Origin of the sequence: Streptomyces sp. NPDC001678, from assembly GCF_042892945.1 — a bacterium.
GTDB lineage: Bacteria > Actinomycetota > Actinomycetes > Streptomycetales > Streptomycetaceae > Streptomyces.
This window is the reverse complement of record NZ_JBIAUP010000018.1, coordinates 91705-117348: the sequence shown is the minus strand read 5'-3', so window position 1 is coordinate 117348 and position 25644 is coordinate 91705. Positions and strand designations below refer to the sequence as shown.

Annotated in this window: 18 protein-coding genes; 7 read left to right on the top strand and 11 right to left on the bottom strand. The window is 75.0% G+C overall.

Going from position 1 to position 25644, the window contains the following annotated elements:
- Nucleotides 1-18: 18 nt before the first annotated feature.
- Genes ACFYZR_RS29000 through ACFYZR_RS28990 form a run of 3 tightly spaced genes read left to right on the top strand, consistent with a single transcriptional unit; the run spans nt 19 to nt 2825 of the window.
- Nucleotides 19-234, top strand: a complete 216-nt coding sequence (locus ACFYZR_RS29000) for a ferredoxin (RefSeq protein ID WP_391915485.1) — start codon at nt 19-21, stop codon at nt 232-234.
- Nucleotides 224-1591: an NAD(P)/FAD-dependent oxidoreductase gene (locus ACFYZR_RS28995; RefSeq protein ID WP_391915555.1), complete on the top strand. Its 1368-nt coding sequence runs from the start codon at nt 224-226 to the stop codon at nt 1589-1591. The genes ACFYZR_RS29000 and ACFYZR_RS28995 overlap by 11 nt, the downstream gene beginning before the upstream one ends.
- A gap of 16 nt (nt 1592-1607) precedes the next feature.
- Complete coding sequence (locus ACFYZR_RS28990; RefSeq protein ID WP_391915482.1) at nt 1608-2825, top strand: cytochrome P450; 1218 nt, start codon at nt 1608-1610, stop codon at nt 2823-2825.
- 9 nt (nt 2826-2834) lie between these two features.
- Here the strand turns inward: ACFYZR_RS28990 and ACFYZR_RS28985 are convergent, their stop codons facing one another.
- From ACFYZR_RS28985 to ACFYZR_RS28975, 3 genes are all read right to left on the bottom strand, one after another.
- Nucleotides 2835-3389 carry a hypothetical protein gene (locus ACFYZR_RS28985; protein WP_391915481.1) on the bottom strand — a complete coding sequence of 185 codons (555 nt, stop codon included), beginning with the start codon at nt 3387-3389 and terminating at the stop codon, nt 2835-2837.
- Nucleotides 3386-5533 (bottom strand): dynamin family protein, encoded by a 2148-nt coding sequence (locus tag ACFYZR_RS28980; RefSeq protein ID WP_391915478.1) that lies wholly within the window; start codon nt 5531-5533, stop codon nt 3386-3388. Before ACFYZR_RS28980 ends, ACFYZR_RS28985 begins: the two co-directional genes overlap by 4 nt.
- A gap of 123 nt (nt 5534-5656) precedes the next feature.
- On the bottom strand, nt 5657-6607 hold the full coding sequence (locus tag ACFYZR_RS28975) for an SDR family oxidoreductase (RefSeq protein WP_391915476.1): 951 nt from the start codon (nt 6605-6607) through the stop codon (nt 5657-5659).
- Nucleotides 6608-6731: 124 nt separating this feature from the next.
- Here ACFYZR_RS28975 and ACFYZR_RS28970 point away from each other — a divergent pair, with 124 nt between their 5' ends.
- Nucleotides 6732-7298, top strand: a complete 567-nt coding sequence (locus tag ACFYZR_RS28970; protein WP_391915473.1) for a TetR/AcrR family transcriptional regulator — start codon at nt 6732-6734, stop codon at nt 7296-7298.
- A gap of 90 nt (nt 7299-7388) precedes the next feature.
- The gene (locus tag ACFYZR_RS28965) at nt 7389-7529 is read left to right on the top strand and encodes a hypothetical protein (RefSeq protein ID WP_391915471.1); all 141 of its coding nucleotides are present in this window, start codon (nt 7389-7391) and stop codon (nt 7527-7529) included.
- Here ACFYZR_RS28965 and ACFYZR_RS28960 read toward each other — a convergent pair.
- Nucleotides 7492-7917, bottom strand: a complete 426-nt coding sequence (locus tag ACFYZR_RS28960; protein ID WP_391915469.1) for a pyridoxamine 5'-phosphate oxidase family protein — start codon at nt 7915-7917, stop codon at nt 7492-7494. The genes ACFYZR_RS28965 and ACFYZR_RS28960 overlap by 38 nt on opposite strands.
- A 314-nt stretch (nt 7918-8231) precedes the next feature.
- Between ACFYZR_RS28960 and ctaD the strand changes: the two genes are divergently transcribed.
- Nucleotides 8232-9896 (top strand): cytochrome c oxidase subunit I, encoded by a 1665-nt coding sequence (gene ctaD / locus ACFYZR_RS28955; RefSeq protein ID WP_391915467.1) that lies wholly within the window; start codon nt 8232-8234, stop codon nt 9894-9896.
- Nucleotides 9897-9924: 28 nt separating this feature from the next.
- Entirely contained in the window at nt 9925-10380 is a 456-nt protein-coding gene (locus tag ACFYZR_RS28950) for a hypothetical protein (protein ID WP_391915465.1), read from the top strand.
- Between the two features lie 94 nt (nt 10381-10474).
- Here ACFYZR_RS28950 and ACFYZR_RS28945 read toward each other — a convergent pair whose 3' ends face one another.
- The 7 genes from ACFYZR_RS28945 to ACFYZR_RS28915 all read right to left on the bottom strand — a co-directional run bounded on the left by ACFYZR_RS28945 (nt 10475) and on the right by ACFYZR_RS28915 (nt 25558).
- On the bottom strand, nt 10475-10642 hold the full coding sequence (locus tag ACFYZR_RS28945) for a hypothetical protein (protein ID WP_391915462.1): 168 nt from the start codon (nt 10640-10642) through the stop codon (nt 10475-10477).
- A 107-nt stretch (nt 10643-10749) separates the two neighbouring features.
- The gene (locus ACFYZR_RS28940; protein WP_391915460.1) at nt 10750-11820 is read right to left on the bottom strand and encodes a class I SAM-dependent methyltransferase; all 1071 of its coding nucleotides are present in this window, start codon (nt 11818-11820) and stop codon (nt 10750-10752) included.
- A 5-nt stretch (nt 11821-11825) separates the two neighbouring features.
- A complete protein-coding gene (locus ACFYZR_RS28935; RefSeq protein WP_391915458.1) occupies nt 11826-13031 on the bottom strand; it encodes a glycosyltransferase in 1206 nt (401 codons plus the stop codon).
- On the bottom strand, nt 13028-13825 hold the full coding sequence (locus tag ACFYZR_RS28930; protein WP_391915455.1) for an alpha/beta fold hydrolase: 798 nt from the start codon (nt 13823-13825) through the stop codon (nt 13028-13030). Before ACFYZR_RS28930 ends, ACFYZR_RS28935 begins: the two co-directional genes overlap by 4 nt.
- Nucleotides 13822-14121 carry an acyl carrier protein gene (locus ACFYZR_RS28925; RefSeq protein ID WP_391915451.1) on the bottom strand — a complete coding sequence of 100 codons (300 nt, stop codon included), beginning with the start codon at nt 14119-14121 and terminating at the stop codon, nt 13822-13824. Before ACFYZR_RS28925 ends, ACFYZR_RS28930 begins: the two co-directional genes overlap by 4 nt.
- Nucleotides 14118-18704, bottom strand: coding sequence for a beta-ketoacyl synthase N-terminal-like domain-containing protein (locus ACFYZR_RS28920; protein ID WP_391915449.1), 4587 nt, complete (start codon nt 18702-18704; stop codon nt 14118-14120). Before ACFYZR_RS28920 ends, ACFYZR_RS28925 begins: the two co-directional genes overlap by 4 nt.
- On the bottom strand, nt 18692-25558 hold the full coding sequence (locus ACFYZR_RS28915; RefSeq protein WP_391915552.1) for an SDR family oxidoreductase: 6867 nt from the start codon (nt 25556-25558) through the stop codon (nt 18692-18694). Before ACFYZR_RS28915 ends, ACFYZR_RS28920 begins: the two co-directional genes overlap by 13 nt.
- Nucleotides 25559-25644 lie beyond the last annotated feature (86 nt).

Here is a 25644-nt window from a genome sequence, read left to right as displayed (position 1 = left end):
CAGGAGGAGCTGTCCGGGATGCAGGTCTTGGTCGATCTCAATCGGTGCCAGGGGTACGCCCAGTGCGTGTTCCTCGCTCCGCGGGTGTTCGAGCTGCACGGTGAGGAGGGTCTGCTCTACGTGCCCCGGGTGCCGGAGGGTCAGGACGAGCACGTGCGGCGGGCCGCGGCGGCCTGTCCGGTGCAGGCCATCGCGGTCGGTGAGCAGGCGGGTGGCGACGCCGGTGTCCGGTGAGCTGAAGGGCGGGCGGATCGTCGTCGTCGGGGCTTCGCTGGCCGGGCTGCGCGCGGCCGAGGCGCTGCGTGACGGGGGGTTCGAGGGCGAGCTGACCCTGGTCGGGGACGAGCCTCGGCTGCCCTACGACCGGCCGCCGCTGTCCAAGCAGGTGCTGCTCGGAAAGGCGGGTGCCCAGGAGTGCGGGCTGCCGGGCCGTCGTGAGCTGGACGCGCGGTGGAAGCTCGGCGTGGCCGCCACCGGGCTCGACCCCAACAGCAGAAGCGTGCTGCTCGCCGACGGGGAGCATCTGCCCTTCGACCGGCTGCTGATCGCCACCGGGACCCGCGCCCGGCCGTGGCCCGACCCGGACGAGGCCGCCCTGGAAGGGGTCTTCACGGTCCGTACCAGCGACGACTCGGAGCGCCTCGCCGCGGCGCTGGACGCCGGGCCCCGCCGGGTCCTGGTCATCGGCGCCGGGTTCACCGGCTCGGAGGTCGCCTCCGCCTGCCGGGAACGCGGTCTGGAGGTGACCGTCGCCGAGCGCGGCCGGGCGCCGCTGATCGGCGCGCTGGGCGGCACGGTCGGCGACTGGGCCACGAAGCTCCAGCGCTCGCACGGAGTGGATCTGCGCTGCGGTGTCACGGTCACCGCCCTCACCGGCGCGGGCGGGCGGCTCACCGGCGCCGAGTTCTCCGACGGCAGCCGGATCGAGGCCGACGTCGCGGTGGTCTGCCTGGGCGCGGTCCGCAATACCGAGTGGCTGGCCGAATCCGGCCTCGCGGCCGGCCCCCGCGGGGTGGCCTGCGACGCGGGCTGCCGCGTCTTCAACATGTACGGCATCGTCACGGACGACATCTTCGTCGCCGGCGACGTGGCGCGTTTCCCCCATCCGCTCTTCGAATACCAGTTGATCGCCCTGGAGCACTGGGGCAACGCCGTCGCCCAGGCCGAGGTGGCGGCCAACAACATGATCAACCCGGGGCCGCTGCGCCGCCCCCATCTGGCCGTGCCGACGTTCTGGTCCAGCCAGTTCGGCCTCAACATCAAGTCGGTGGGCGTGCCGACCTTCTCCGACCAGGTGGTCCTCGCCCAGGGCTCGCCGGACGAACGCCGTCTGGTCGCCGTCTACGGCTATCGCGGGCGCATCACCGCCGCCGTGACCGTCAACCGGGCCAAGTGGCTGGAGCACTACCAGCGGCTGATCGAGACCGCCGCGCCGTTCCCGCCCGGCCCCGGCGCCGCCGACCACGTCCTGGACAGCGAACCCGTCCCCTCCGACGTGCCCGACCCCCGGGTGCTCACCCACGGCCCGACCGTCGCCCTCACCGGGCACCTGCCGGACCGCCGTCTGACCCTGATCCGGCCCGCCGGCTGACACCAGGAGCCCGCCCATGCCCTCCGAGACCCTCTTCCGCCGGATCACCGACTACGCCAACCGCCCCGACCCCTACCCCCTCTACGCCGAGCTCCGCGAGCACAAGGTGGCCCGGCAGGAGGACGGCAAGTACCTGGTGGGCACGTACCACGAGATCGCCGCGCTGCTCCACGACCCGCGCGTCAGCTCCGACGTGCGCAACCGCACCGAGCCCGACCCGGACCTCCTGCCGCAGGAGGGGCTGCCGCCCGCCTTCATCGGCCGTGACGACCCCGAGCACGACCGCCTCCGCCGCCTGGCCATGCGGCCCTTCGGCCCGCCCCACACCCCCGGCCGGATCGACGCGCTGCGCGACGACATCGCCCGCATCGCCGGGGAACTGGCGGACAAACTCCGGGGCAAGGAGCGCTTCGACCTGGTCGAGGACTTCGCCTTCCCGCTGCCCGTCACCGTCATCTGCGACCTGCTCGGCGTGCCGTCCGAGGACATCCCGCAGGTGCACACCTGGGCCGACACGGTGGTCTCCGGGCTCGACTTCACCCCCGGAGAGGACCCGGGGCCGCGCCGGCGCGCCGCGCAGGAGGCGCGGACGGCGATGGGCCTGTACCTCGGCGGGCTCGCCGAGCAGCGCCGTGCGCGTCCCACCGACGACATGCTCTCCGCCCTGGCCAACGAGAGCGGCCCCGACGGGCTGCTCACGCAGGAAGAGCTGATGGTCACCACCGTCCTGCTGCTGATCGCCGGGCACGAGACCACCGTCAACCTCATCACCAACGGCATGCTCACCCTCCTGCGCAACCCCGAGGCCCTCAAGCGGCTGCGCGCCGAGCCCGAGCTGATGCCCCGCGCCGTGGAGGAACTGCTGCGCTTCGAGCCTCCCGTGCAGTTCCTGCCGCAGCGCACCCCGCTGGCCGACATCGAGGTCGCGGGGATCACCATCCCCAAGGGCGTCCCACTGGTCCTCGTCCTCGCCTCCGGCAGCCGTGACCCGCTGCGCTTCCCGGACGCCGACCGGTTCGTCCCCGACCGCGAGGACAATGTGCACTTCGGTTTCGGCAGCGGCATCCACAACTGCTTCGGGGCGCCCCTGGCCCGTCTGGAGACACAGATCGCCCTCACCACGCTGATCGACCGCCTGGAGAACCCGCGGCTGCTGGAGGACCCGCCGGAGTACCGCAGCAGCCCCGTCCTGCGCGGCCCGCGCCACCTTCCGCTCGCGCAGGAGCCGCGCTGACCCGGGTGGTCAGCGCCCGTGCCGCACCCGGCTCAGGTGCCGCCGGGCACTCGCCACCCAGTCCTCCTGGCGGGGCAGCAGCGCGATCCGTCCCACGAGGCGGTCGGCGCCGTCGATGTCGTGTGCGGCGAGGAGTTGATGGAACCGCTGCTTGAGGCGCAGTGCCATGGCTTCCCCGTCCTCGGGGCCGTCGGTCGCCCGCTCGTCGGGCCGTCCCCCGCCCCAGGTGCGCGAGGGCGGCGGCCGCGGGATGAGCAGCACGCGTGGCGCCTCGGCTGGTGCGCCCACGGATGCCGGGGCGGCCGGTGGCGGAGGACCGGGGGACGGTACGGGGTCCGTTTCCGGGACGGCGCGCTGCCGCCGCCAGATGACGAGCCCGACCGCCACGCCCGCCGGCACCGCCACGGCCAGCGTCCACAGGCCGAAGGGCGTGTACGCCGCGACCGTCTCCGCGACGCCCAGGACCGTGCCCAGGACGACCACGACCGCCACGGCGCCCAGGCCCGCGCCGGCGGCCCTCAGCGCCCGGAACACCGGCTCGTACGAGGGCCCGCGTGCGGTCATTCGTCGTCCAGGCGTCGGAGTGCGCGGTCCATGCCGCGACCGATCTCGACGATGTGCCTGCGCGCCTCGGTGATGCCGGCGGCCTCCCGGCGCAGCTGCGCCGCCTCGCCGTCGCCGGGCGAGGCGAGGGCCTCCAGAGCGTCGAACCGCTCGGCGAGGCGACGGCCCACCTCGTCGGCGATCGCCCGGCAGGCGTCGAGGAACGTGCGGTGGAGGGCTCCTTCGTCGGCGGTGTCCAGTGCGCACAACTGCCGCCGCATCGAATCGATGCCGCGTTTGAAGGCGTGCTGCGAGCCCACCCGGAGCCAGCTGAAGACGCCGTAGCCCAGGGCACCGGCCACCAGGGTCGCGGTCAGCAGAAGGCCGACGGGCGTCAGGACCAAGGCGCCCAGTCCGGCGGTCGCGCCGACCGCCGCCGTGCCACCGGCCGCCGCCCCGGTACCGGCGCCGCCGGCGGCGGCGATGGCAGCGGCGCCGCCGCCACCCAGAATTCCGCCGAGCGCCACCGCGGCGGTCTCGCCCAACGAGATCGTGATGCCCGCGGTGGTCAAGCCGTACCCCACCGCCGCACCGCCCACGGCCGCCGTGGCGCCCGCCCCCGCACCGCGCTTCAGTTTGGCCCTGCGGTCGTCGCCCAGATCCGGGACCTGGATCTCGCCGCGCTCGCCCGGTGGGCCGACGAGCGGGTCCGTCGCGATCCGGAGCAGCGGCAGCCTGTCGAAGAAGACCTCGAACGCGTGCTGCGCGTGCCCGTTGTAGAAGTCGAGCACGGGCTGGACGGCACGCTCGAACGCCTGGAAGGCGATCTCGTCATGTTTGCCGACGGCGTCCGACAGCGTGCGCTCCGACTCGGCGACGACGGGTTTCGAGATGCGCTTGTGCTCCGTGAGCACCCGCGTCTCGATGCGGCCGGTCTCGTCGAGCAGATCGGCGCGCGCCCGGACCATGGCACCCCGGTAGGCCGGCCATTGACGACCCGCCAGCGCCGACGCCGTCGCCTGGCCCGACACGGCCGCCCAGGCGTCCTCGGCCGCGCGGCGGGCCCCGGCCACTTCCCCGGCCAGCTGCCGGGCGGCGGACGGGTCGGGGCTGAGTACCGCCCGTAGGGTCCCGGCCCGGAACGCGAGGAAGGCCTCCAGCTCGGCCAGCGCGGCGACGGCCCGGCCGTGAGCCTCGAACAGCAGGGCGTCGGCACCGTTGCGGGCCATATAGGCGGTGACGGCCCGGACGAAGCGCCGCGCCTCCGCCCGGTGCGGGCGGCCGCCGACCCGCAGGCCGCGGGGCGTCGTCCCCAGCAGGGTCGGCAGATGGAGCACGAAGACGTTCGCGGGGTCGACCCGCGCGACCGAGTCCTTGGTCATGACCCGCCGTACCGCCGTGCGGCTCTCCTCCATCCACGTTTCCTGGCGGGCGGAGTTCTGGACCCAGGCGTCGAAGGACCAGTTCGCCACCAGCGCGGCGATGCGCAGGTCGGTGCCGGCCCACTGGTCCGTGGCCCTGACGAGGGGCCCGTAGAAGCGGTCCCGGCAGACCCCGATCACGGTGTGCGCCTCTTTGCCCAGGAACTCGTGGAGTCGCTCGGCGACACGAGGGGACACACCTTCGAGGCCCGGCACGTCGATCAGCCGGACGTGATTCTCCAGCAGGGGGTTCCGCATCCGGACGTACCCGCGCAGCACGCGTTTGTGGTTGTCGTTGTTGCGGTCACCGAGGACGTAGTCGCCGAAGGCGTCGAAGTCGGCACAGCCGATCTCCTGTACCGGTGACGTGTCCAGCGCCACCGAGTACTGGACGGAGTCGGTGTCCGCCCATTCGACGACCACCGGGACCACCGTGCCTGTCCGGGTCCCCTCCTGAGGGGTCACGGGTGCCCCGAGGAGCGCGTTGACCAGAGTCGACTTGCCGGCGCCCTCCGCGCCGAGCACGACGAGGTTGAGCCGGCAGTCGTCCATGGCCCTCGCCGCCTCGTCGAACATGCGGAGGAGTCCGGGGTTCTGCGGCATCATCCGGGCGGCTGTCCGGCGTCCGTCGAGGATGGCGTCCAGGATCCGCCGCCGGGCGGCACCGAAGGCCGCCAGTGCCCCGCTACCGAACGTCCAGTCATCGGAACCCCCTGACGCCGGCGACCCTGACGCTGACAACATCGCATACTCCCGTTCGACGGTCGTGCGACCCAGTCCAGCACGGAGCCACACGTTCGCCACCCGGCGCGTGAGAGCGCGTGGTCGCGCGCCGCCGTGGCGTGCGCCGGGGCGGGGACGGTCGCGTCACCACGTGTTCGTGGGGGCCGAGGCGTCGAAGTAGTGCCCCTTCTCCAGGTCGTCGAGGAGCCCCGGACGCGTCGGCCGCCACCCCAGCAGTTCGCGGGTCAGCGCGCTCGACGCCGGGGTGTCGAGCGCGAGGAAGGGGGCCAGCCAGCCGAAGTGCGCGGCGGCGTCCTCGGGGGCGACGGAGGCCACGGGCAGGCCGAGGTGGCGTCCGGTCACTTCGGCGACGGCGCGCAGCGGTACGGCCTCGTCGGCGACCGCGTGCAGCGTCGAGCCGTCGGGGGCCTTCTCCAGCGCCAGCCGGAAGAGGTGGGCGGCGTCGAGCCGGTGCACCGCCGGCCAGTGGGCGGCGCCGTCGCCGATGTAGCCGGACAGCCGCTTCTCCCTGGCGATGCCGACCAGCGCGGCCATGAAGCCGTGGTCGCCCTCGCCGTGCACGGTCGGCGGCAGGCGCAGGACGGAGGCGCGGACACCGCGGGAGGCGAGCGAGAGCGCCAGTTCCGCGACGGCGTGCCGGCCCAGCGGGCCGTCGCCCCCGTGCGCCGCCGGGTCCGGGCCGATGTCGTGCCCGTCCCGCTCGGTGCTCACCCGGCCCGGCGCGACTCCGAGCAGGCCGGAGGCGAGGACGAGGGGCCGGCCGGACCCGGCGAGCGCCGCGCCGAACGCCTCGACGGCCCGCCGGTCCGCCTCGACGGCGCCCGCGAAGTCCCCCGAGAAGGCGATGTCGTGCTTGAAGGCGAGGTGGATCACGCCGTCCGACCCGGCGGCCGCGCTCCGCAGGCCGTGGAGGTCGTCGAGGGTGCCGCGGCGCACCTCGGCCCCGGCGGCGGTGAGGGCGGCGGCCGAGGCGTCGGAACGGGCGAGCCCGACGACCTGGTGGCCCGCGCCGATGAGCTCGGGGACGACGGCGGAACCGATCCAGCCGGAGGCGCCGGTGACGAATACACGCATGAGAAGACCCCTTGGTGAGTGGCCGCCGGGCCGGGCAGGCCCACGACGGCGACACGCTGATGTCAGCCTCTGACATCGACGTTAGCACTCGATGTCAGGAGCTGTCATCGCATAGGATGCGCTCATGGGGAGATGGCAGCCGAACGCGCGTGGCCGGCTCGCGGAGGCCGCCATGGAGCTGTTCACCGAGCGGGGGTACGAGCAGACCACCGTGGCCGGGATCGCCCAGCGGGCGGGCCTGACGGAGCGGACGTTCTTCCGGCACTACGCCGACAAGCGCGAGGTCCTGTTCGGTGGTTCGGGCGCGCTGCGGGAGCTCATCGCGAGCACCCTCGCCAGCCTCCCGGAGGCCGTGGCGCCGATGCCGGCGATGGGTGCGGCGCTGGAGTCCGTCGCCGCCGAGTTCGACGAGCGCCACGCCTACGCACGACGGCGCCAGGCCGTCATCGCCGCCAACGCGGAGCTCCGGGAACGCGAGCTGATCAAGCTCGCGTCCCTGGCCGCGACCGCCGCCGACGCGCTGCGCCTACGGGGCGTCGGGGAGCCGGCGGCGACCCTCGCCGCCGAGACGGGCGTCGCCGTCTTCAAGGTCGCGTTCGAGCGCTGGACCGCCTCGACCGGCCGCCGTCCCCTGTCACGGTTCATCCGCGAGTCGCTCGACGAGCTCAAGGCGGTGACGGCGGGCGCCTGAACGGAAGCGGCGGCGGGCCGATCAGGCCATCACGACGGCGGCCCCGCCCTCCACCGCGCTCGCGCACGGACGGTCTGGCATCCTGCTGACGTGACAGCGCTGACCACCACCGGGAGGGCCCAGCCGGTGGAGAGGACCGCTGCCTCGCCCCGCTCTTCCGGCTGGATCGAGGCCGTCCTCGCCCACCCCACGGTCAGCGCTCCGGCCGCCCATCTGTCGGCCGTGAACTGATGCGGCAGCCCGTGACCAGATCGAGGCTGATGCTGACCGTATGGGTCATGTCGGCGCCGATCCACGGTTCGAGCGCGGCCCGATAGCGCTGCTGGAGGGCCGGATCCCGTACGAGGCGGGCCTCGCCCGTCACCACCACGCTCCATCCGGTGCGCCGCTCGGTGTCGAACTCGTCGGCCTCGTACGCCACCACCGCTCCGTCGCGTGCGGGGCCGAGGAGCGCGGCGCCGGTGTGGGCGCGGATGATGACGCGGTCGTCGAGGAGGACGTGGTTGACGGGACGGACGGCGGGCAGCGCCTGATGGCTGAAGACCAGTCGGCCGATCTTCGCGCCCTTCAGCAGCCTGAGCGCCTCGTACCGGGGAAGCGGTTCTGTGATACGGGCCATGCCCTCAGTAGACATACCCGCCGAGCGGGTTCCTAGGGCTGAACGGTCCCCTACCGGGACCCCTCGGGGTGTGCGGCCGGGCGGGTGCTCTGTGGGTGGTGAGCGGCCCGAGGGGCCGGCGGCCCGGTGGCCGGAACGCGTCGGCGGGCGCCGGCGGCGCGCGGCGGAGGGACTGATGGGCCCTGTCCCGGGGGCCGGTGGGGCCGCGCACGTCGGGGCCCACGGCCCTGTCGGCCGACCGGCGGGGCAGCCGACCATGATCCCGTCATTGTCCTGAAATCGTGTGGAGTTGGTGGTCCGTGGACGGTATCGGCATGGGAGCGGACGAGAGGACCGAGGAGCGGCGCGCGCCGGTGGTAGCCGACGCCGAGTCCGCCCGGAGTCCCCGGGGCTCGGTGGTGGACTGGCTGACCACCACGGACCACAAGAGGATCGGGACGCTCTATCTGGTGTCGGCGTTCGCCTTCTTCGTCATCGGCGGACTGATGGCCCTGCTGATGCGCGCCGAGCTGGCCCGGCCGGGGACGCAGCTCCTGACGAACGAGCAGTTCAACCAGGCCTTCACCATGCACGGTTCGGTCATGCTGCTGCTGTTCGCGATGCCGTTGTTCACAGGGTTCGCCAACTGGCTGATGCCCTTGCAGATCGGCGCGCCCGACGTGGCGTTCCCGCGGCTGAACATGCTCGCCTTCTGGCTCTTCCTCTTCGGCTCGCTGATAGCGGCGGCCGGGTTCCTCACACCGCAGGGGGCCGCGGACTTCGGCTGGTTCGCGTACGCGCCGCTGTCGGACGCGACCCACTCCCCCGGTGTCGGCGCCGACATGTGGATCCTGGGTGTGGCGCTGTCGGGATTCGGCAGCATTCTGGGCGCGGTCAATTTCATCACCACCATCGTGGGCATGCGCGCGCCGGGCATGACGATGTTCCGTATGCCGATCTTCACCTGGAACGTGCTGCTGACCGCCGTGCTCATCCTGCTCGTGTTCCCCGTGCTGGCCGCGGCCCTGCTCGCCCTGGAGATGGACCGGAAGTTCGGCTCGCACGTCTTCGACTCCGCCAACGGCGGCGCGCTGCTCTGGCAGCACCTGTTCTGGTTCTTCGGCCATCCCGAGGTGTACGTACTGGCCCTGCCGTTCTTCGGCATCGTCTCCGAGGTCATTCCGGTGTTCTCCCGGAAGCCGATGTTCGGCTACTGGGGCCTGATCGCGGCGACGATTTCCATCGCCGGTCTTTCGGTCACCGTGTGGGCGCACCACATGTATGTCACCGGTGGCGTGCTCCTGCCGTTCTTCTCCTTCATGACCTTCCTGATCGCGGTCCCGACCGGTGTGAAGTTCTTCAACTGGATCGGCACCATGTGGAAGGGCTCGCTGTCCTTCGAGACCCCGATGCTCTGGGTCACCGGTTTCCTTCTCACATTCGTCTTCGGTGGGCTGACGGGCGTGATCCTCGCGGCACCGCCGCTCGATTTCCACGTCTCCGACACGTATTTCGTCGTGGCCCACTTCCACTACACGCTCTTCGGCACCGTGGTGTACGCCATGTTCGCCGGATTCCACTTCTGGTGGCCGAAGTTCACCGGCAAGATGCTCGACGAGCGGCTCGGCAAGATCACCTTCTGGACCCTCACGGTGGGCTTTCACACCACGTTCCTGGTGCAGCACTGGCTGGGCGCGCAGGGCATGCCGCGCCGCTACGCGGACTATCTCGCCTCCGACGGTTTCACGGTACTGAACACCGTCTCGTCCATCGGCTCGTTCCTGCTGGGCCTGTCGATCCTGCCGTTCTTCTACAACATCTGGAAGACCGCCAAGTACGGCAAGAAGGTCGAGGCCGACGACCCGTGGGGCTACGGCCGCTCGCTGGAGTGGGCGACCTCCTGCCCGCCGCCGCGGCACAACTTCACCACGCTGCCGCGGATCCGCTCCGAATCCCCGGCGTTCGACCTCCACCACCCGGACGTCGCCTCGCACGCCTGACCCCGTCGCGCCCCGGAGAGGAAGAGAGATGTCGAACCTGGTCCTGGCCCTGGCCGCGACGGCGCTCACCGTCGCCGGCACCGTCTGGTACCTGCCGGCCGTGGCGGAGCTGCGGGCCGGCGCCGACCGGCCGTTCTTCCGGCGCGTCTCGGCGGCCGGGTGCCTCACCGGATGGAGCGCCTGCGCGGGCGCCGTCCCGCTGCTCCTGACCGGGGTTCCGGGGCCGGCCACGGGCGCCGCCGTGGCGACGGGCGTGACGGCCGCCGGATGTCTGTACGCGGTGGGCGGCGCGCTGCGGCGACGCGAGCTGAGGACCACCGCCCGCGCCTGGTCCGAACTGGCCGGACCCACGCCCGCCGCACCCCCGGGGTACGGCCCCCGGGGCCGCGCGGCACGCCTGGCCGTCGCCTGGTGTCTGTCCGCGGTGGTGCTCGCGTCCGCCGGCACGGCCCTCCTGTGGATGGCCGCGTCCGGCCGCGCCTGACGTCACCCCGATGCCAGGGAGCGCGGGCTCGGCGATTCCGCCGGTGTCGCCTGCCCGGCACGTGCGTCCGCGACGCGGGCGGGCCGGGGCCGGCTCACTCCTTCGGAGGCTTCTGCTTGCGGGGCGAGTCCTCGTCGTGTTCGAGCGCTTCGGGTTCCCGCCACTCCTCCGTCCGCGTCATGCGGCCCGTGCGGGCCTGGTGCCGCGTCGCCTTCTTCAGCTCGTCGTCCTTCTTGGGACCGTGCTTGCTGCTGCGCTCCATGACCGCGCCGCTCCTTGTCTGCGCCCTGGCTCGAGACCCTCCCGTCCCCAGGCTAGGCGGCGCTCGCGCGCTCGGCGCGGCGGGGAGACGGGGCCGGGCCGGGCGGGTCAGCCGCCGGCGGCGGCTCCCGTGCGCGCGACCACCCGGTACGCGTTGGAGAGCCGGGTGCGGCGGACGAGCGGGGCCGTGAGCTGTTCGAAGGCGAAGGTGGCGACCAGCAGGGGGACGGCCGCCCAGAAGAGGGCGGGGCGCAGCGCCCGCCGGAGCGGGCCGGGCGGGGCGGGATGCCAGGGGGCGTCGTCCCGGGGCAGGAACCGGTTCAAGGCGAAGAGGACCGCGCCGGACAGGTCGAGGGGGATGTGGGGCTCCCGCCGGTCGACGGCCACGACGGTGCAGCCCAGCGACTCCAGTGCGCCGCGCAGGTTGGCCAGCGGCATCAGGTGCAGGTGCTGGGGCTGGAAGTACGGCATCCACCAGCGGCCGAGGAACCTTCTCGAGAGGCATTCGGGATCGGGTACCTCGATCACCAGATGGCCGCCGGGTGCGAGGACGGCGAGAGCGGCCGCGAGCTCCCCGCGCGGGTCAGGGGTGTGTTCGAGGCAGTGGAACATGCTGACCACGTCGTAGCGGCCCGTCAGCTTGGGTGCGAGGTCCACGAGATGGCCCCGGTGCCCTTCGGTGACGCGGCCGAGGCGCTCGGCTTCCTCCACGCCCTCGCCGATGTCCAGGCCGTCGAAGACGGTGGACGGGTGGATGTCCCGGGCGATCTGCGGGAAGTGGCCCTTGCTGGTGCCGACGTCCAGCCAGCGTTCCGGGCGGCAGAACGGGAGGACAGAGCGGGCGGCGGCGATATAGCGCTTGCGGGTGAATCCGGCGTCGGCGAAGCCTTTCACGGATTCGCCGCTGAAGCCGTCGTAGAAGTCCCGGTAGTAGAAGTCCAGACCGTCGGGCGTGAGCCGGGGGTTCTGGAAGGAGTGCGCGCAGTCGCGGCACTGGTCGACGACGAAGGTGCCCGGCTTGCGCTGGAGCAGATCGACGGTGCGCAGCCGCCTGCGCAGCCGGGGTGATCCGCACCAGGGGCACTCGGCGCTGCGGGGGTGGTGGAAGCGCTCCGTGCCCAGGGCGAGTTCGCGCTGGTAGGCGGGGCGGAGGCGGGCGGCCTCGGCGCGTCGGTCCATGGTGTTCACCGTCTCTCCGGTCGTGCGGCGCGAGCCGCCAGTCGTTCGAGGTGTGCGGCCGCGGCCCGGCCGCCTCCGGCCGCGTGGAAGGAGTCGCGGACGCGGCGGGCGGCCGCCCGGTACCGGGGATCGGTGAGGACGCCGTCGAGCGCGGCCCCGACGGTGTGGCGGTCGCCGCGCCCGAAGCGCACCCGGATCCCGGCGCCCGCCGCCGCGACCTGGGCGGCGACCACGGGCTGGTCGTCCCGGATCGGCGCGACGACCAGGGGCACCCCGTGCCACAGGGACTCCGCGACGGTGTTGTGCCCGGCATGACAGACGACGGCCGACGCCCGCCGCATCAGGGCCAGTTGCGGCAGCCGGGGCGCGGTCAGCACATCGCCGTCGGACATCCCGGTGAGTGCCCCGCCCGGGTCGGCGATCACCGCCTGGGCGGTACGGGCCCGCGCGCGTACGGCCGCTGCGCACTCGGCGAGGAAACGGGCACCGGTATCGGCGTTGGCGGTGCCGAGGGAGACCAGTACGGTGGCGCGGCCCGGGTCCAGCCACGCCCAGGGGAAGCCGGCCCCGGCGGCGCCGATGGCAGGACCGGTGGCCGGAGCAGGTCCCACGTAGCGGGTCTGCGGCCGGTGGGCGGGGGGCTCGCCCGCCAGTGCCGTGGTGGTGAAGGCCAGGACGAGGTACGGCGAGAAGCGCGGGTCATGGGTGCGCTCCGGGTCGCCGAGGGCGTCGCGCAGGCCGCCGAGCAGCCCGGCGATCCACTCCTCGACCTTGGGCGTTGCGGTGAGCGCTGCGGAGAACTCGGCGGAGGTCGTGGCCGAGGTGGCCCAGGGGGTGCCGAGCCGTTCGGCGGTCAGGGCGCCGGCCAGCGCCTGCTGATCGGCGACGATCACGTCCGGGCGGAAGGCTTCGACGGCCTCGCTCACTCCGGGTGCCATGGCCGTGGCGAGCGGCCCCAGAAAGTCCTCCCAAAGGAAGCGCAGCGCCGCGAAGCCCCGCAGTGCGGGCGGTCTGCGCACCTCGCGGAGGGTCGCGCAGGGGTACGTCAGAGCGTCGGGCCCCGCCCACTCCCTGATGAGCGCGGGGCAGCCGGCCCAGCCCACCCGGTGGCCGCGTCCGGCGAGTTCGGCCGCGACGCCGGCGGCCGGATTGATGTGTCCCACGAGCGGCGGCACGACGAAGAGGAAGCGCCTCGCTTCCGGGCCGCTCATACCCCGGCCGTCCCGGCCCGGTGCCCCGAGCCGATCCAGTCGACCAGGATTCCGGCGACCGTCCGTGGGGCCTCGACGAGAACGGAGTGGCCGTGGCCCTCGACGCGCACGGTGCGGCAGTCGGGAAGCAGGGACTCCAGCCAGGGTGCCGTCCCGGCGAGGTCGGAGGCACCGCCGTAGACGGCGAGGACCGGCACGTCGAGGGTGCGCCAGCGGTCCTCGTCGGGGATACGGCTGGCCGCGATGTCCTCGGCGGCCGTGGTCCCGTGCAGCAACGGGCAGGAGCGGCGGCCCAGCCTGGCCTCGTGCCCGCCGTAGTGCTCCGCGAGCCAGGGCAGGGCCCGCTCGTCGCGGAGCCGCCGGGCGGCGTCCGCGAGGATGCCGCCGAGCTTCGCCGCCCAGGCGGCGGTGGGCGGTTCCGACTCGACGACGAGGACGCTGGCGAGCCGCCCCGGGTGGTGGAGCGCGTAGTCGAGGGCGACGGTGCCGCCGAAGGAGGTCCCGACGAGGTGGACGTCGCCGGCCGTGCGCAGGCCGTCGAGGAGGGCGGCGAGGTCGCCGGTGAAGTCCTCCAGACGGTAGCCGCTGGCGGGGCGCTCGCTGCGGCCGTGGCCGCGCTGGTCGTACATCACCACCTGGTGCCCTGCGGCCGCGCAGGCGGGGGCGACGGTGAAGTAGTAGCTGGCCAGGTTGTCCATCGCGATGCCGTGCACCAGTACGACGGTGTCGCCGCCGGACCCGCCGGGCCGCCCCATGCGGGTCACGTTCAGCCGCGGGAGGCGGACCGCCGTCATCGCAGGCGCCCGGCGACGTAGCGGACGACCTGCCCGACGGAGAGCCCGATGATCTCCGGCAGTTCGAGGGAGGCGAAGAACCCCGGGAAGTCGACGCGGTCGCCGTACCGGCGCCGGAGCAGGCCGGTGAGCGTCACCAGGTCGATCGACTCCAGGTCCAGGTCCTCGACGAACCGCGTCTCCATGGTGAGGGGCGTGGCCTCCAGCTCGACCGGGTCGAGCACGGCGGACAGGGCCTCGGTGAGTGCGGTGAGGACCTCGGCCTCGTCCACGTCGGGGGTGGGGGTGGTGGTCATGCTGTGCTCTCCTCCTGCTGCTGACGGTGGTCGCCGGCCCCGTCCCCGGTCCGGGCCCTGTCCTCGGTCCAGGCGACGACGTACCGCCGGGAAGGCAGGCCGGAGGGGTTGGCCGTCTCGGCGAAGGACACGGAGTGCGAACGGCCGGAAGGCGCGCGCACGGTCGACCGGCCGCCCTCGTCCACGCGCACCCGGAAGTCGCGCGGCCGGCCCCGCAGCCCGGTGCCTTCCGCCTTGGCCGCGGCCTCCTTGGCCGCCCAGATGCGGGACAGGGCCCGCGGCCCGCCGCCGAGCCGCTCGAAGAGCTCCTGTTCGTCCTCGGCGAGGACGGCGTCACGGGTGGCCGCCGGCCGTTCGGTGATCTCCTCGATGTCGATGCCGACGGGCGCGGCGCCGGCGGGACGGACGAGAGCGACCGCCGCCTCCTGGCAGTGGGCGAGCGACAGACCGAGCGGCGGGAGTTCCCGGCCGTGCACCCCCTCCGGGTGCGGCCGTCCGGCGGTGTCGTTGCGGACGCGGATCTCGGCCGGGAAGACCGGTCCGGCGCCGTGCTGCCACAGGTGGTGGCGGACGGCGTCCTTGGCGGCGATCCGGCCGAGCAGCCATTGCCGTCTGCGACGCGGCGGCTGGTCCGCGTAGGCCCGGCGCTCGGCGCCGCCCATCAGGTTGCGCACCGTCAGCTCGCGTGAGGCGGGGTCGGGCCAGTGGTCGAAGACCAGGTGCCAGCCCCCGTCGTGCAGCAGGGAGACGGTGCTGTGCCCGGGCCGCCGCCGGATGCCCTCGGTGACGGCCGGCGAGTCGAACCGGCGGTCCTCCCAGCCATGGATCTCGCACCACACCGTGCCGCCGCGACCGAGCTGGATGTCGGCCGCAAGCAGCGTCTCCGTGAGAGAGGTGACGCGGATGTGGCAGTCGACGCGCTCGCCGGGGGCCGGTTCCGGGCCGTGGTAGCGGATGCCGCGGATCCCGGCCGGCAGCACGACGGTGCGCTCCGAGCGGGTGGCCATCAGCCAGTAGCCCAGCAGCTGCCCCGCGTTGTCGAGCAGTGCGCCGGGGGCGGGCGGGGCGGTGAGCACGCCGCGCAGGTGCCGGTCGCCGAGCGCGGTGACGGCGGTGACGCCGCGGAAGAGCGGGCCGTGGAACATCCATCGCTCGTCGTACATCCGCCGGGCCGAGACCGCCGGGGCGGATTCGCCGGCCGGTACGGGCCAGGGGGCGGGGGGCGCCGGATACCGGGGCGCGGTCTCGACGGCGGCGCGCGCGTACCGGCCGAGCTCGACGTTCCACCGGTCCGCCCGGTGCCCGGCGGGGGTCACGGTCACGGGTACGTCGACCGGCGGCACGGCGGCGAGCCATTCGAGGAACCGGGCGTCCCGGACGGCCACCGGTGTGTCGCCCCCGGCCGCCGCCACCGCGTCGGTCATGTGCCGTACGAGCGTCGTGGCGGGCACGACGGGCCAGCGGTCGCCGATGTCGGGCCAGCCGGGCCGCTGGGCGAAGAAGCAGTGGTCCACCAGGTACGGCATGGTGTCCAGGTCCACCCGTACCGAGCTGCGGCGGGCGGCGGCCACCTCCCGCCCGGCCCCGGCGCCCGGCCGGTCGCCGGCCGGGCCGGACGCGGCACTGGACGCCGGACCGGGGGCCGGACCGGACACCGATCCGGGCGTCGGGCCGTCCACCGCGCGCGGAGCGGGCACCACCACACGGTGGGGGGTCTCCAGGGCCGCGAAGGCGGCCGCCGCGGCGTCGGCCGTCTCGGCCAGCAGGTCCCGCAGCTCCCCCGCCTCGGGGAAACGCCCGGCCACCGCGTCCAACCGGTCCGGCCTGGCAAACGATCCGCCGAGCGATCCGCGCAGGGCCGTGCGCAGCCGGTCCCGTGTCGCGGGCTTCAGGGATACAGGACCGGCGTCCAACGGCAGCCGTACATCCGCCCGTACGCCCGCTCCTGCGCCCGCTCGCACGCCGCTGGGCAGGGCCCGGAAGTCCGGTTCCGCTCCGAACGCCCACAGTCCGGCCACGGCCCGGTGCAGCTGCGCCAGAGCGCCCCGGCGCTCGTGCGCCGCCGTGACCGCCAGGTGCTCGCGCTCGCCGAGCGTGTCCCCCACCAGGGCGGGCAGCTGCCCCTGGCCGGCCTGGACGAAGGCCCGGAAGCCGGCGGCGTGGAGGGCTTCGACGAGTCCCCGGAAGCGGACGGGCTCCAGCAGGTGACGTATGAACAAGTCCCTTACCGCCGTGGGGTCGTCCGGGAAGGGGGAGCAGGTCGTGCCCGACCACACCGGCACCGTGGCCCGGTGGAGGGTGAAGCGCTCCATCGTCTCCCGGATCGGCCCGAGGTACGGCGCCAGCATGGGCGTGTGGAAGCCCGAGGCGAAGGGCAGTTCCCGGCCCGGCACGCCCTCGCCGCGCAGTCGCTCGGTGACGGTCGCGACGTGCCGCGCCGGGCCGCAGACGACCGACTGGTGGGGCGCGTTGTCGTGGGAGAGCACGACCTCCGGCACCCCGGCCAGGGCCGCCGCCACCCGGCCGGCGGGTGCCCCGAAGGTCGCATAGACCAGGTCCGGCACCCGCAACGTCCCGGGGTCGAACGTCCGCAGGAACCCCTCCACCTCGCCGTCGGCGAAGATGCCGCCGACGCCCATCGCCGCCCATTCGCCGACGCTGTGGCCGGCCAGGGCCTCGGCCCCGATGCCGCACCGTCGCAGCACTGCGGCCAGCAGCCGCCCGCCGTCCACGACGGCCGCGCCGTGCGCCGCCACGTCGCCGACCCGGGCCGTCGTCCAGCCCGGGCGGGGCAGCCCGAAGTGGCGGGCGAGGTCGTCGTCCCGGTCCGTGAAACGCGCTTCCAGGCCGGGAAAGAGGAAGGCGGTGCGCCCGCCGCCGACCGGCCCGAGCAGCGGCCGGGGCGCGAACCACACGTCGCGCCGTCCGCCCCACGCCCGGCCGCGCGCGACCACCTTCCGGGCCAGGGCGAGCCGCTCGGCGGACGGCCCGGCCACCACCAGCCGCGCGCCACCCCCGCCCGTGGCCGGGCTCGCGGACAGGGTGCGCAGCCGCGCGTCGTCGGCGTCGAGCAGCGCGCACAGCTCCTCGGGCGTGGCCGCGGCGAGGCGCAGGACCGGTTCGGGCTCGGTCACCTCCGTGGCCGCCGCACCGGCGCGCGGGGGGACGGTGCCGCGTGCCGGACCGGGTGGCGGGCGGAACTCCTCCAGCACCACGTGGGCGTTGATCCCGCCGAAGCCGAAGGCGTTGACCCCGGCGCGCCGGGTCTCCGCCTCCCAGGGCCGAGCCTCGGCGGCCGGGCGGAAGCGGGTGGCGAGCAGGTCCGGGTGGGGGTCCTCGCAGTGGAGGGTGGGCAGGAGCGTCCGCCGGTGGAGGGCCAGCGCGGCCTTGACCAGGCCCGCCGCCCCCGCCGCCGGCATGGTGTGGCCGATCATCGACTTGACCGAGCCGATCACCGCGTCGGGGGCGGCCGCGCCGCCCGGCGTGCCGAAGACCCGGCGCAGCGTGGCGATCTCGGCGGCGTCCCCCTGCGGTGTGCCGGTGCCGTGCGCCTCCAGCAGGCCGATCGCGCCCGGGGCGCGGGGGTCCACGCCCGCCGTCTGCCAGGCGAGCCGCACCGCCCGCGCCTGGCCGTCCGGGTCCGGTGTCACCAGGCTCGCGGTGCGCCCGTCACCGGCCACCCCGACCCCGCGCACCACCGCGTACACCCGGTCGCCCGCGCTCACCGCGTCCGTCAGCCGTTTGAGGACGACGACGCCCGTTCCCTCGCCCATGAGCACCCCGTCCGCCTCCCGGTGGAAGGGACGGATCCGCTGCGTCGGGGACAGCGCTCCGAGCCGGGCGAAGACGGACCACAGCGTCACGTCGTGGCAGTGGTGGACGCCTCCGGCGAGCATCACGTCGCAGCGCCCGGCGGCCAGTTCCGTGACGGCCTGCTGCACCGCCAGGAGCGACGAGGCGCAGGCCGCGTCGACCGTGTACGCGGGGCCGCGCAGGTCCAGGCGGTTGGCGATGCGGGACGCCGTGAAGTGGGGCACGAGCCCGATGACCGCGCCGGGGTCGTCCGGCCCGAGCGCCTCCTCGAACGCGGCGCGGACCCGTGCCAGCCGCTGCTCGCCGAGCTCGGGCAGCAGCTCCCGCAGTGTGCGGACCAGTTGCCCGGCCGTGCGCACCCGCTGGTCGAGGCGGGCCAGCCCGGCCGTCAGATAGCCGCCGCGGCCCAGCACCACCCCGGCCCGTGCCCGGTCGGTCGCGGCCAGGCCGCCGGCGTCCGCGAGCGCGGCGGCGGCCGTGTGCAGGGCGATGAGCTGGTCGGGTTCGGTGGCCGGGACGGCGCCGGGCATGATGCCGAACGCGGCCGGGTCGAAGCCGGCCAGCCGGTCGTCGACGAACCCGCCGCGCCGGCAGTAGATGGCGTCCGGCCCGTACGCCTCCTGGTCCCAGCGGCCCTCGGGGACCTCGGAGACGGCGTCGGCGCCGGTGACGAGGTTGTGCCAGTACCGTTCGAGGCCGTCCGCGCCGGGCAGGGTCACGGCCATGCCGACGATGGCCACCGGGGTCCGGCCCGCTGTCACGGCTGCCATCCCGGGGCGGCGTGGACGACCTCGTCGGTGTCGTCGTCGCCCCAGGCCAGTTCGTGGAGCAGGGCCGTGAGGCCCTCCTGCGGGCCGATCAGGCCGATGCCGCGGCGCGCGTACTCACGGGCGAGCTCCGGGCCCACCATCCCGCCGTGGTCGCCGTCGGGGGCCCACGGCCCCCAGTGCACCGTGAGGGCCCGGGCGCCCGTGGCCCGCCGCCACCGCCGGCCCAGGACGGCGAGGGCGTCGTTGGCGGCGGCGTAGTCGGCCTGGCCGCGGTTGCCGGACACGGCCGCGACGGATCCGAACAGCACGGCGAAGCACGGCGGTTCGGGGATCCGGCGCAGCGCGGTGAACAGCGCGCGGGCCCCTTCCGTCTTCGTCTCGTACACCCGGCGGAACGAGGCCGGGTCCTTGCCGGCGACGAGCTTGTCCTCGACGATCCCGGCGGCGTGCACCACGCCGTCGATCCGTCCGTGGCGGGCGTGGGTCTCCTTGACGGCCTGTTCGACGGCCTCGGCGTCCCGCAGGTCGACGGTGCGGTAGTCGGCCCGTCCGCCGGCGGCGCGGACGCGGTCGAGGGTCACGGCGATCTGGCGACGGGCCAGGATCAGGCCCGCCTCACGTTCGATCTCCGCCGGGCCGAGGCGGCCGTGGGCGGCCAGCGCCGCTCGGAGCGCGGCCCGGTCGGCGGCGCCCGCCGTCCCCGGCGGCTCGGCGGCGTCGGTCCCGCCGGTACGGCCGAGCAGTTCCATCCGGCAGCCGGAGGCCGAGGCGAGGGCGACGGCGAAGCGCGAGGCGATCCCGCGCGCGCCGCCCGCGAACAGCACGACGGATTCCGGGCCGAGCCCGAGGCGGCCGGCCGCGCGCTCGGCGACGGCCGGCCCGTCGGCGACGAGCGGGTCCAGCGCGGCCTCCCTGGGCTCGGCGACGGACAGGCGGCCGCGCTCGGCGCGCTCGACCACGGGCGCGCGGTCCGGTGCGAGCAGCTCCCCGACGACCGCGTCGACGACCGCGGCGGCGGGCCGTTCCCGGGGGACGGACAGGACGCGGGCGACCGTCCCCGGGTATTCGCGCGCCACGGTTCGGAAGAAGCCGCCCAGCCCGGCGTCGCCCCGGTCGCCGGGGTCCGCCCGGCGTACGCAGAGCAGCCAGCGCGGCCCGCTCCGCAGCAGCTCCTGGTACCGGGGGAAGGTGTCGGGCAGGACGCTCTCCTCGTCGGAACCGACGAGGTGGATCACCCCGTCCGGCGGGACGGAGTCCTCGGCCGTGTCGCCGCCGGCCGGCGTGACGTGCGCCTCCAGTTTCCCCAGCCGCTCGGCGAGGGCCCGCGTCAAGGGGTCGTTCTCGCCGCCGAGGACGAGGAAGCGGCTGCCCCGCAGCATCGTGGCACCGTCCACGGCCGGCGCGTCGTCCAGGGGCACGGAACACAGGACGTACCGCCGGGGAGCGGTACCGGCCGTACCGACGGGGTCCGCCGGACCCGATGAGGGCGTACCTCCGCGTTCCTGTGATCCGGGCCGCTCACCCGCGCGCGCCGTCAGCCATTCGGCGATCGCCGCCGCGCTGCGGGCCCGGGCCAGGGCCTCCACGTCCAGGTCGGCCGGTGCCGGAAGTGCCAGCCCGGCCCGGGCCAGCCGCTGCACGAGCTCGCTCGCGATCTCCGTCCGCTTGATCGAGTCCACACTGAGATCGGCCTCCAGATCGAGGTGGGGCTCGATCATCTCCCTCGGATAGCCGGTCCGTTCACTGATGACCGAGAGCACGGTGCGGAGCACGTCGGGCCGCTCGGGTGCGGGGGCGGGCCGGTGCCCTGATGCGGCGGGGGCGGCAGCCTCGACAGGCAGCGGTACAGGCGCGGGCACAGGCACCGGCGCGGGCCGCGCGGCGTCGCCTCGGCGATCGCCCAAGTACGCCAGCAGCACGTCCCGTTGCGCCGCGACCGCCTCCCGGCTGCCGCGCAGGAACTCCCTCAGCAGCGCCTCGCCCGCACCGGCCCCCGTGTCCGCCGCGGCGCGCCCGGCGGCCGCCGTCAGCTCCGTGCTGGAACCGATGGGCCGCGCGGGCCTCAGCGCTCCCGGCGGGAACGCGCCCTCCGCCGTCCGGACCAGATGGCCGTCCACGATCCACCCCGGTCGCTCCGGCGGGCGCTCCGGATCGGCCTCGACCGCGTCCCGGCCCGCGAACAGGGCCGCCGCGTCGACCGGTACGCCGCCGGAGACGGCCAGCCGGGCCAGCGACTCCAGGTGCCCGCGCAGCCCGGCGTCGGCGTGCGGCTCGAAGGGGACGGCCAGATGCGGGCGGTCGCCGAGGGTGGCGCGGACGAGCCCGGTGAGCGCCGTGCCCGGGCCCGCCTCGACGAAGACCCGGGCGCCGGCCCCGTACATCGCCTCGATCTGCTCGGCGAACCGCACCGGCGCCGTGATCTGCCCGGTCAGCCGGGCCCGCACACCGGCCGCGTCGGCCGGGTACGGGGCCGCCGTCTCGTTGGACCACACCGGGAACTCCGGTGCCCGCAGGGCGTGTTCGGCGAGCACCGCGTCGAAGGCGGCCGCCGCCCCCGCCATCACCGGGCTGTGGAAGGCGCACGCCACATCGAGCCGGCGGACCCCGAAGCCCGCGTCCTCCAGCGCCGCCGCCCCGAGCCGCACCGCCTCCTCCGGGCCCGAGACCACCGTCTGGGCCGGGGAGTTACGGGCGGCGACCACCACCCGGCCGGTCAGCCCGGCCCCCTCCAGCACGGCCTCCACCGCGGCCGCTCCCGCCGTCACGGCCGCCATGGTGCCCGGCTCGTCCCCCGCCGCCTCGGCCATGGCCCCGGCCCGCAGCGCGCTCAGCTCCGGCAGGGCGCCGGCGGGGAACGCGCCGGCCGCGCACAGCGCCACGAGCTCCCCGTACGAATGCCCCGACGCCATCGCGGGACGCAGCCCGAGCTCGGCCAGTACGTCGTGGACGGCCAGGCAGGCCGCGCCGAGGGCCGGCTGCGCGCGGCGCGTGTCGGCGAGCCGGCGCCGCCGCGCCTCGTGCTCGTCGGGCCCGAACGCGGCCGGCGGGAACATCCGGGCCACCGGCGCGCCGCGCAGATGCCGCCGTGTCTCCGGGAACGCGACGAACAGGTCGGCCAGCATGCCGGGCCGCTGGCTGCCCTGCCCCGGGAAGAGGAACGCCAGCTCTCCCGTGACCCGTTCGGGCCCGGGCAGGAGGACGCCCAGGCCCGGACGTCCCGCCAGCGCGGCCCTCAGCAGCCCCGGCAGCTCGGCCGGGGACGACGCGACCACCGCGGCGGTCACCGGCCCGGACGCCGCGTCCGCCGCCCGGCGCGCCGCCGTCAGTGCCAGGTCGCGCAGCCGCCACGGCCGCCAGACCGCCTCCGTGCCGTCCGGGGCGCGGACCGCGCGGGACTCGTTCGTCTCCGCCAGCCGCAGCAGGTCCTCGATCGCCGCCTCGCCGCGGAAGAGGAACAGCTCCGCCGGCCAGGCGCCGGCGGACCGGCGCGGCGGCACGTCGCCGCTCCCCTCCAGCACCACGTGGTAGTTGGTGCCGCCGAAGCCGAAGGCGCTGACCCCGGCCACGCGCTCGGCGGCCGGCTCCGCCGCCCAGGGCAGCGCCCGGTCGTGGAAGGCGAACGGGCTGCTGTCCGGCCGCCACGCCGGGTCGGGCCGCCGCAGGTGCAGCGTCGGCGGCCGCACGCCGGTGTGCAGCGCCAGCGCCGTCTTGATCAATCCGGCCATGCCCGCGGCGCATTTGGTGTGGCCGATCTGCGACTTCACCGAACCGGCCACGCACCCGCCCGGCTCCGCGCCGGCCGTCGTGAACACCTCCGAGAGCACGCCCAGTTCGGTACGGTCGCCGACCGCCGTGCCGGTGCCGTGCGCCTCCAGCAGGCCGACGCGGGCCGGGGAGATCCGGGCCTGCGCGTACGCCCGTTCCAGGGCCGTGCGCTGGCCCTCCGGCCGCGGCGCGGTCAGCCCGAGCGACCGGCCGTCGCTGGACGACCCGACTCCCTTGATCACCGCGTAGACCCGGTCCCCGGCCCGGCGCGCGTCCGCCAGCCGTTTCAGCACCAGGCACGCGACGCCCTCGCCCAGCGCGATGCCGTCCGCGCCGGCGTCGAACGTACGGCAGCGGCCCGTGGGGGACAACGCGTGCACCGACGAGAAGAGCAGGTAGTCGTTGATCCCGTTGTGGAGGTCGGCGCCCCCGCACAGGGCGACGTCCGCGGCGCCCGTCACCAGTTCCTTGCACGCGGCGTCGAGCGCGGCCAACGAGGAGGCGCAGGCCGCGTCGACCGTGAAGTTGGCCCCGCCGAGCCCGAGCCGGTTGGCGATCCGGCCCGAGACGACATTGGCCAGCATCCCCGGGAACGAGTCCTCGGTCAGCCGCGGCAGCCGGTCCTCCAGCTCCTCGGGGAGCCGGCCGCCCAGATAGGACGGCAGGACGGTCCGCAGGGTGATCGCGTGCGACAGATCGCTGCCCGCCTCCGCGCCGAAGACGACGCACGTACGGTCGCGCGGGAACGGCCGGTGCTCGTACCCGGCGTCCGCCAGGGCCCGCCGGGCCGCTTCCAGGGCCAGCAGCTGCACCGGCTCGACGGAGGCGAGCGAGGAGGGCGGGATGCCGTAGCGGAGGGGGTCGAAGGCGATGCCCGGCAGGAATCCGCCCCACTTGGACGCCGAGACGTCCCCGGCCGGGGCGCCCTCGCCGTGGTGCAGCGCCGGGTCCCAGCGCGACGCGGGCACTTCGGTGACGGCGTCCGCACCGCCGAGGACGTTGGCCCAGAACGCCGGCAGGTCGGGTGCGCCGGGGAACATGCAGGCCATCCCGACGATGGCGACGTCCAGCGGCGGCGGGGCAGGGGGGTTGTCCTCCGTGTGCGCGGCCGCCGCTTGCGGGGCCACCGTGCGGGGCTCGTCCCCGGCTGCTGCCACGCGCTCGTAGAAGTCCGCCGCGCCGTCCGTCACGTCCCGGTGCAGCTCGGCCACAGTGGTGACGGCCTGGCGCAGCACCGCCACTTCCCCGGCCATGAAGAGGCCCTCCTCCGACTGCCGCCGCTCGTCGACTTCCCGCAACGCCTCGCCCACCCGCTCAAGGCCCTTGCTGGCGACGCGCAGCCGCCCGGCGTTGAGCCGCTCCAGCCGGTCCCACGCCTCCCGTCCAGAGATCCCCTGCCGGCGCAGCTCCTCCTTGTGCGCGGCGAAGGCGTCGGCGAACGGGCTCGGGGCGCAGCGGACGACGTGCCCCGGGGCGGTGTCGAGCAGGACCGTGCGCTCGGCCGCGGCGACGGTGCGCTGGAAGAGCGGCCGCACCGCACCGCACTCCACCGCCTCACGGCAGAAGAGGTACGCCGTGCCCATCAGCAGCCCGACCGCCACCCCGCGCCCGGCGAGCCCCGAGGACAGGGCCGCCACCATGGCCGCCGACCGCGCGTCGTGGACCCCGCCGGCGAACAGCACCTCGACGTCCGCCGGCCCGTCGTCCTTCCGGCTGTCCAGGAAGTCCGCGAGGACGCCGAGTTGTGCCTCCCACAGCGGGAAGGCGTTCCGCGGCCCGATGTGCCCGCCGCACTCGGCTCCTTCGAAGACGAAGCGCCGCGCGCCCGCGGCCAGGAACTGGCCGAGCAGTCCTGGTGACGGGGCCTGGAGGAACGTACGGACACCGAGCGCCTCCAGCGCCGCCGCCTGCGCCGGGTGGCCGCCGGCGATGACGGCGTGGGAGGGGCGCAGCTCCCGTACGGCCTCCAGTTGCGCGGCGCGCACCGGTTCCGGCGCGAAGCCCAGGATGCCGACGCCCCAGGGCCGTTCGCCGAGCGCGTGCCCCGTCTCCGCGAGGAGCGACCGGGTGCTGTCGGGGCCCGCCAGGGCGAGCGCGACGATGGGAAGGCCGCCCTCGTCCGCCACCGCGGTCGCGAACCGCGGCTGGTCGCTGACGCGTGTCATCGGCCCCTGCACGACCGGGAGCGCGGTGCCCAGCGCCCGGCTCATGGCCGAGCCGGGGCGCAGCAGCCGTGGTGCGCCGGGGGCGCGGAGCGCCTCGTCCACGCCGGCGCGCAGGGACCGTACGGCGTCGGCCACGGTCCGGTGGTCCCGGGCGAATCTCTGCGCGAGGAACGCGTCCTGCCCGAACGGCACGAGGCGCCCGCGCGCCTCGGCCGGGAGGCCGGGGCGCGCGGGGTCCAGCACGCGCTGTCCGTCGAGCACCGTGGTCCCGGTGCCGTCCGACGAGCGCAGCAGGCGGGCGAGCCAGGGCGGGGTGCCCGCCTCCGCCAGCAGGGCCAGTTGTACGTCGAGTACGACCCCGGCGGCTCCGGCGATCACGGCCGCGGCGGCCGTCCGGGGCCCAATCCCGCCGCAGGCCCACACGGGGACGTCCAAGTCCGTTGCCGCCAGGAGCTGTTGCAGCAGTACATATGTCGAGAGTTCACCGGCCGGTCCGCCGCATTCGCTGCCGCGGCCGACGACACCGTCGGCCCCGGCCCGTACCGCGGCGCGCGCCTCGGCCAGCGAACGTACCTCGGCGAGCACGGTCATCCGCCGCCCCGGGCTCACGGGCGGGCGCACGCCGGGCGCCAGGAGCACCGTGCGCGGCCCCGTCGCGACGTCCGGGCCGTACATCTCCTCCGGCCGCAGCGCGCACCCGTCCGGGACCCGCACCCCGAAGGCGCCGGGCGCCCACCGGCGCAGCAGGTCCAGCGCCTCCCGGGCCCGGCGGTCGCCGCGTCCGAGGTCGAGCACCCCGAGCCCGCCGGCCGCGCAGACGGCGGCCGCGATACGCGCGTCGGGTTCACCGAAGGGACTGACACCGATGACGGTATGCACCACGGAGGCAGCTCCCCACCACGCGCACGACTGGTCGACCCTCATCACCGTGGCACGGAAGATCGCCCGGCGGAAAGGGCGTTCGGCGGGGCGCGCGCCGCAGTCGGGGGGATGCGCGGCGGTGGCGAGCG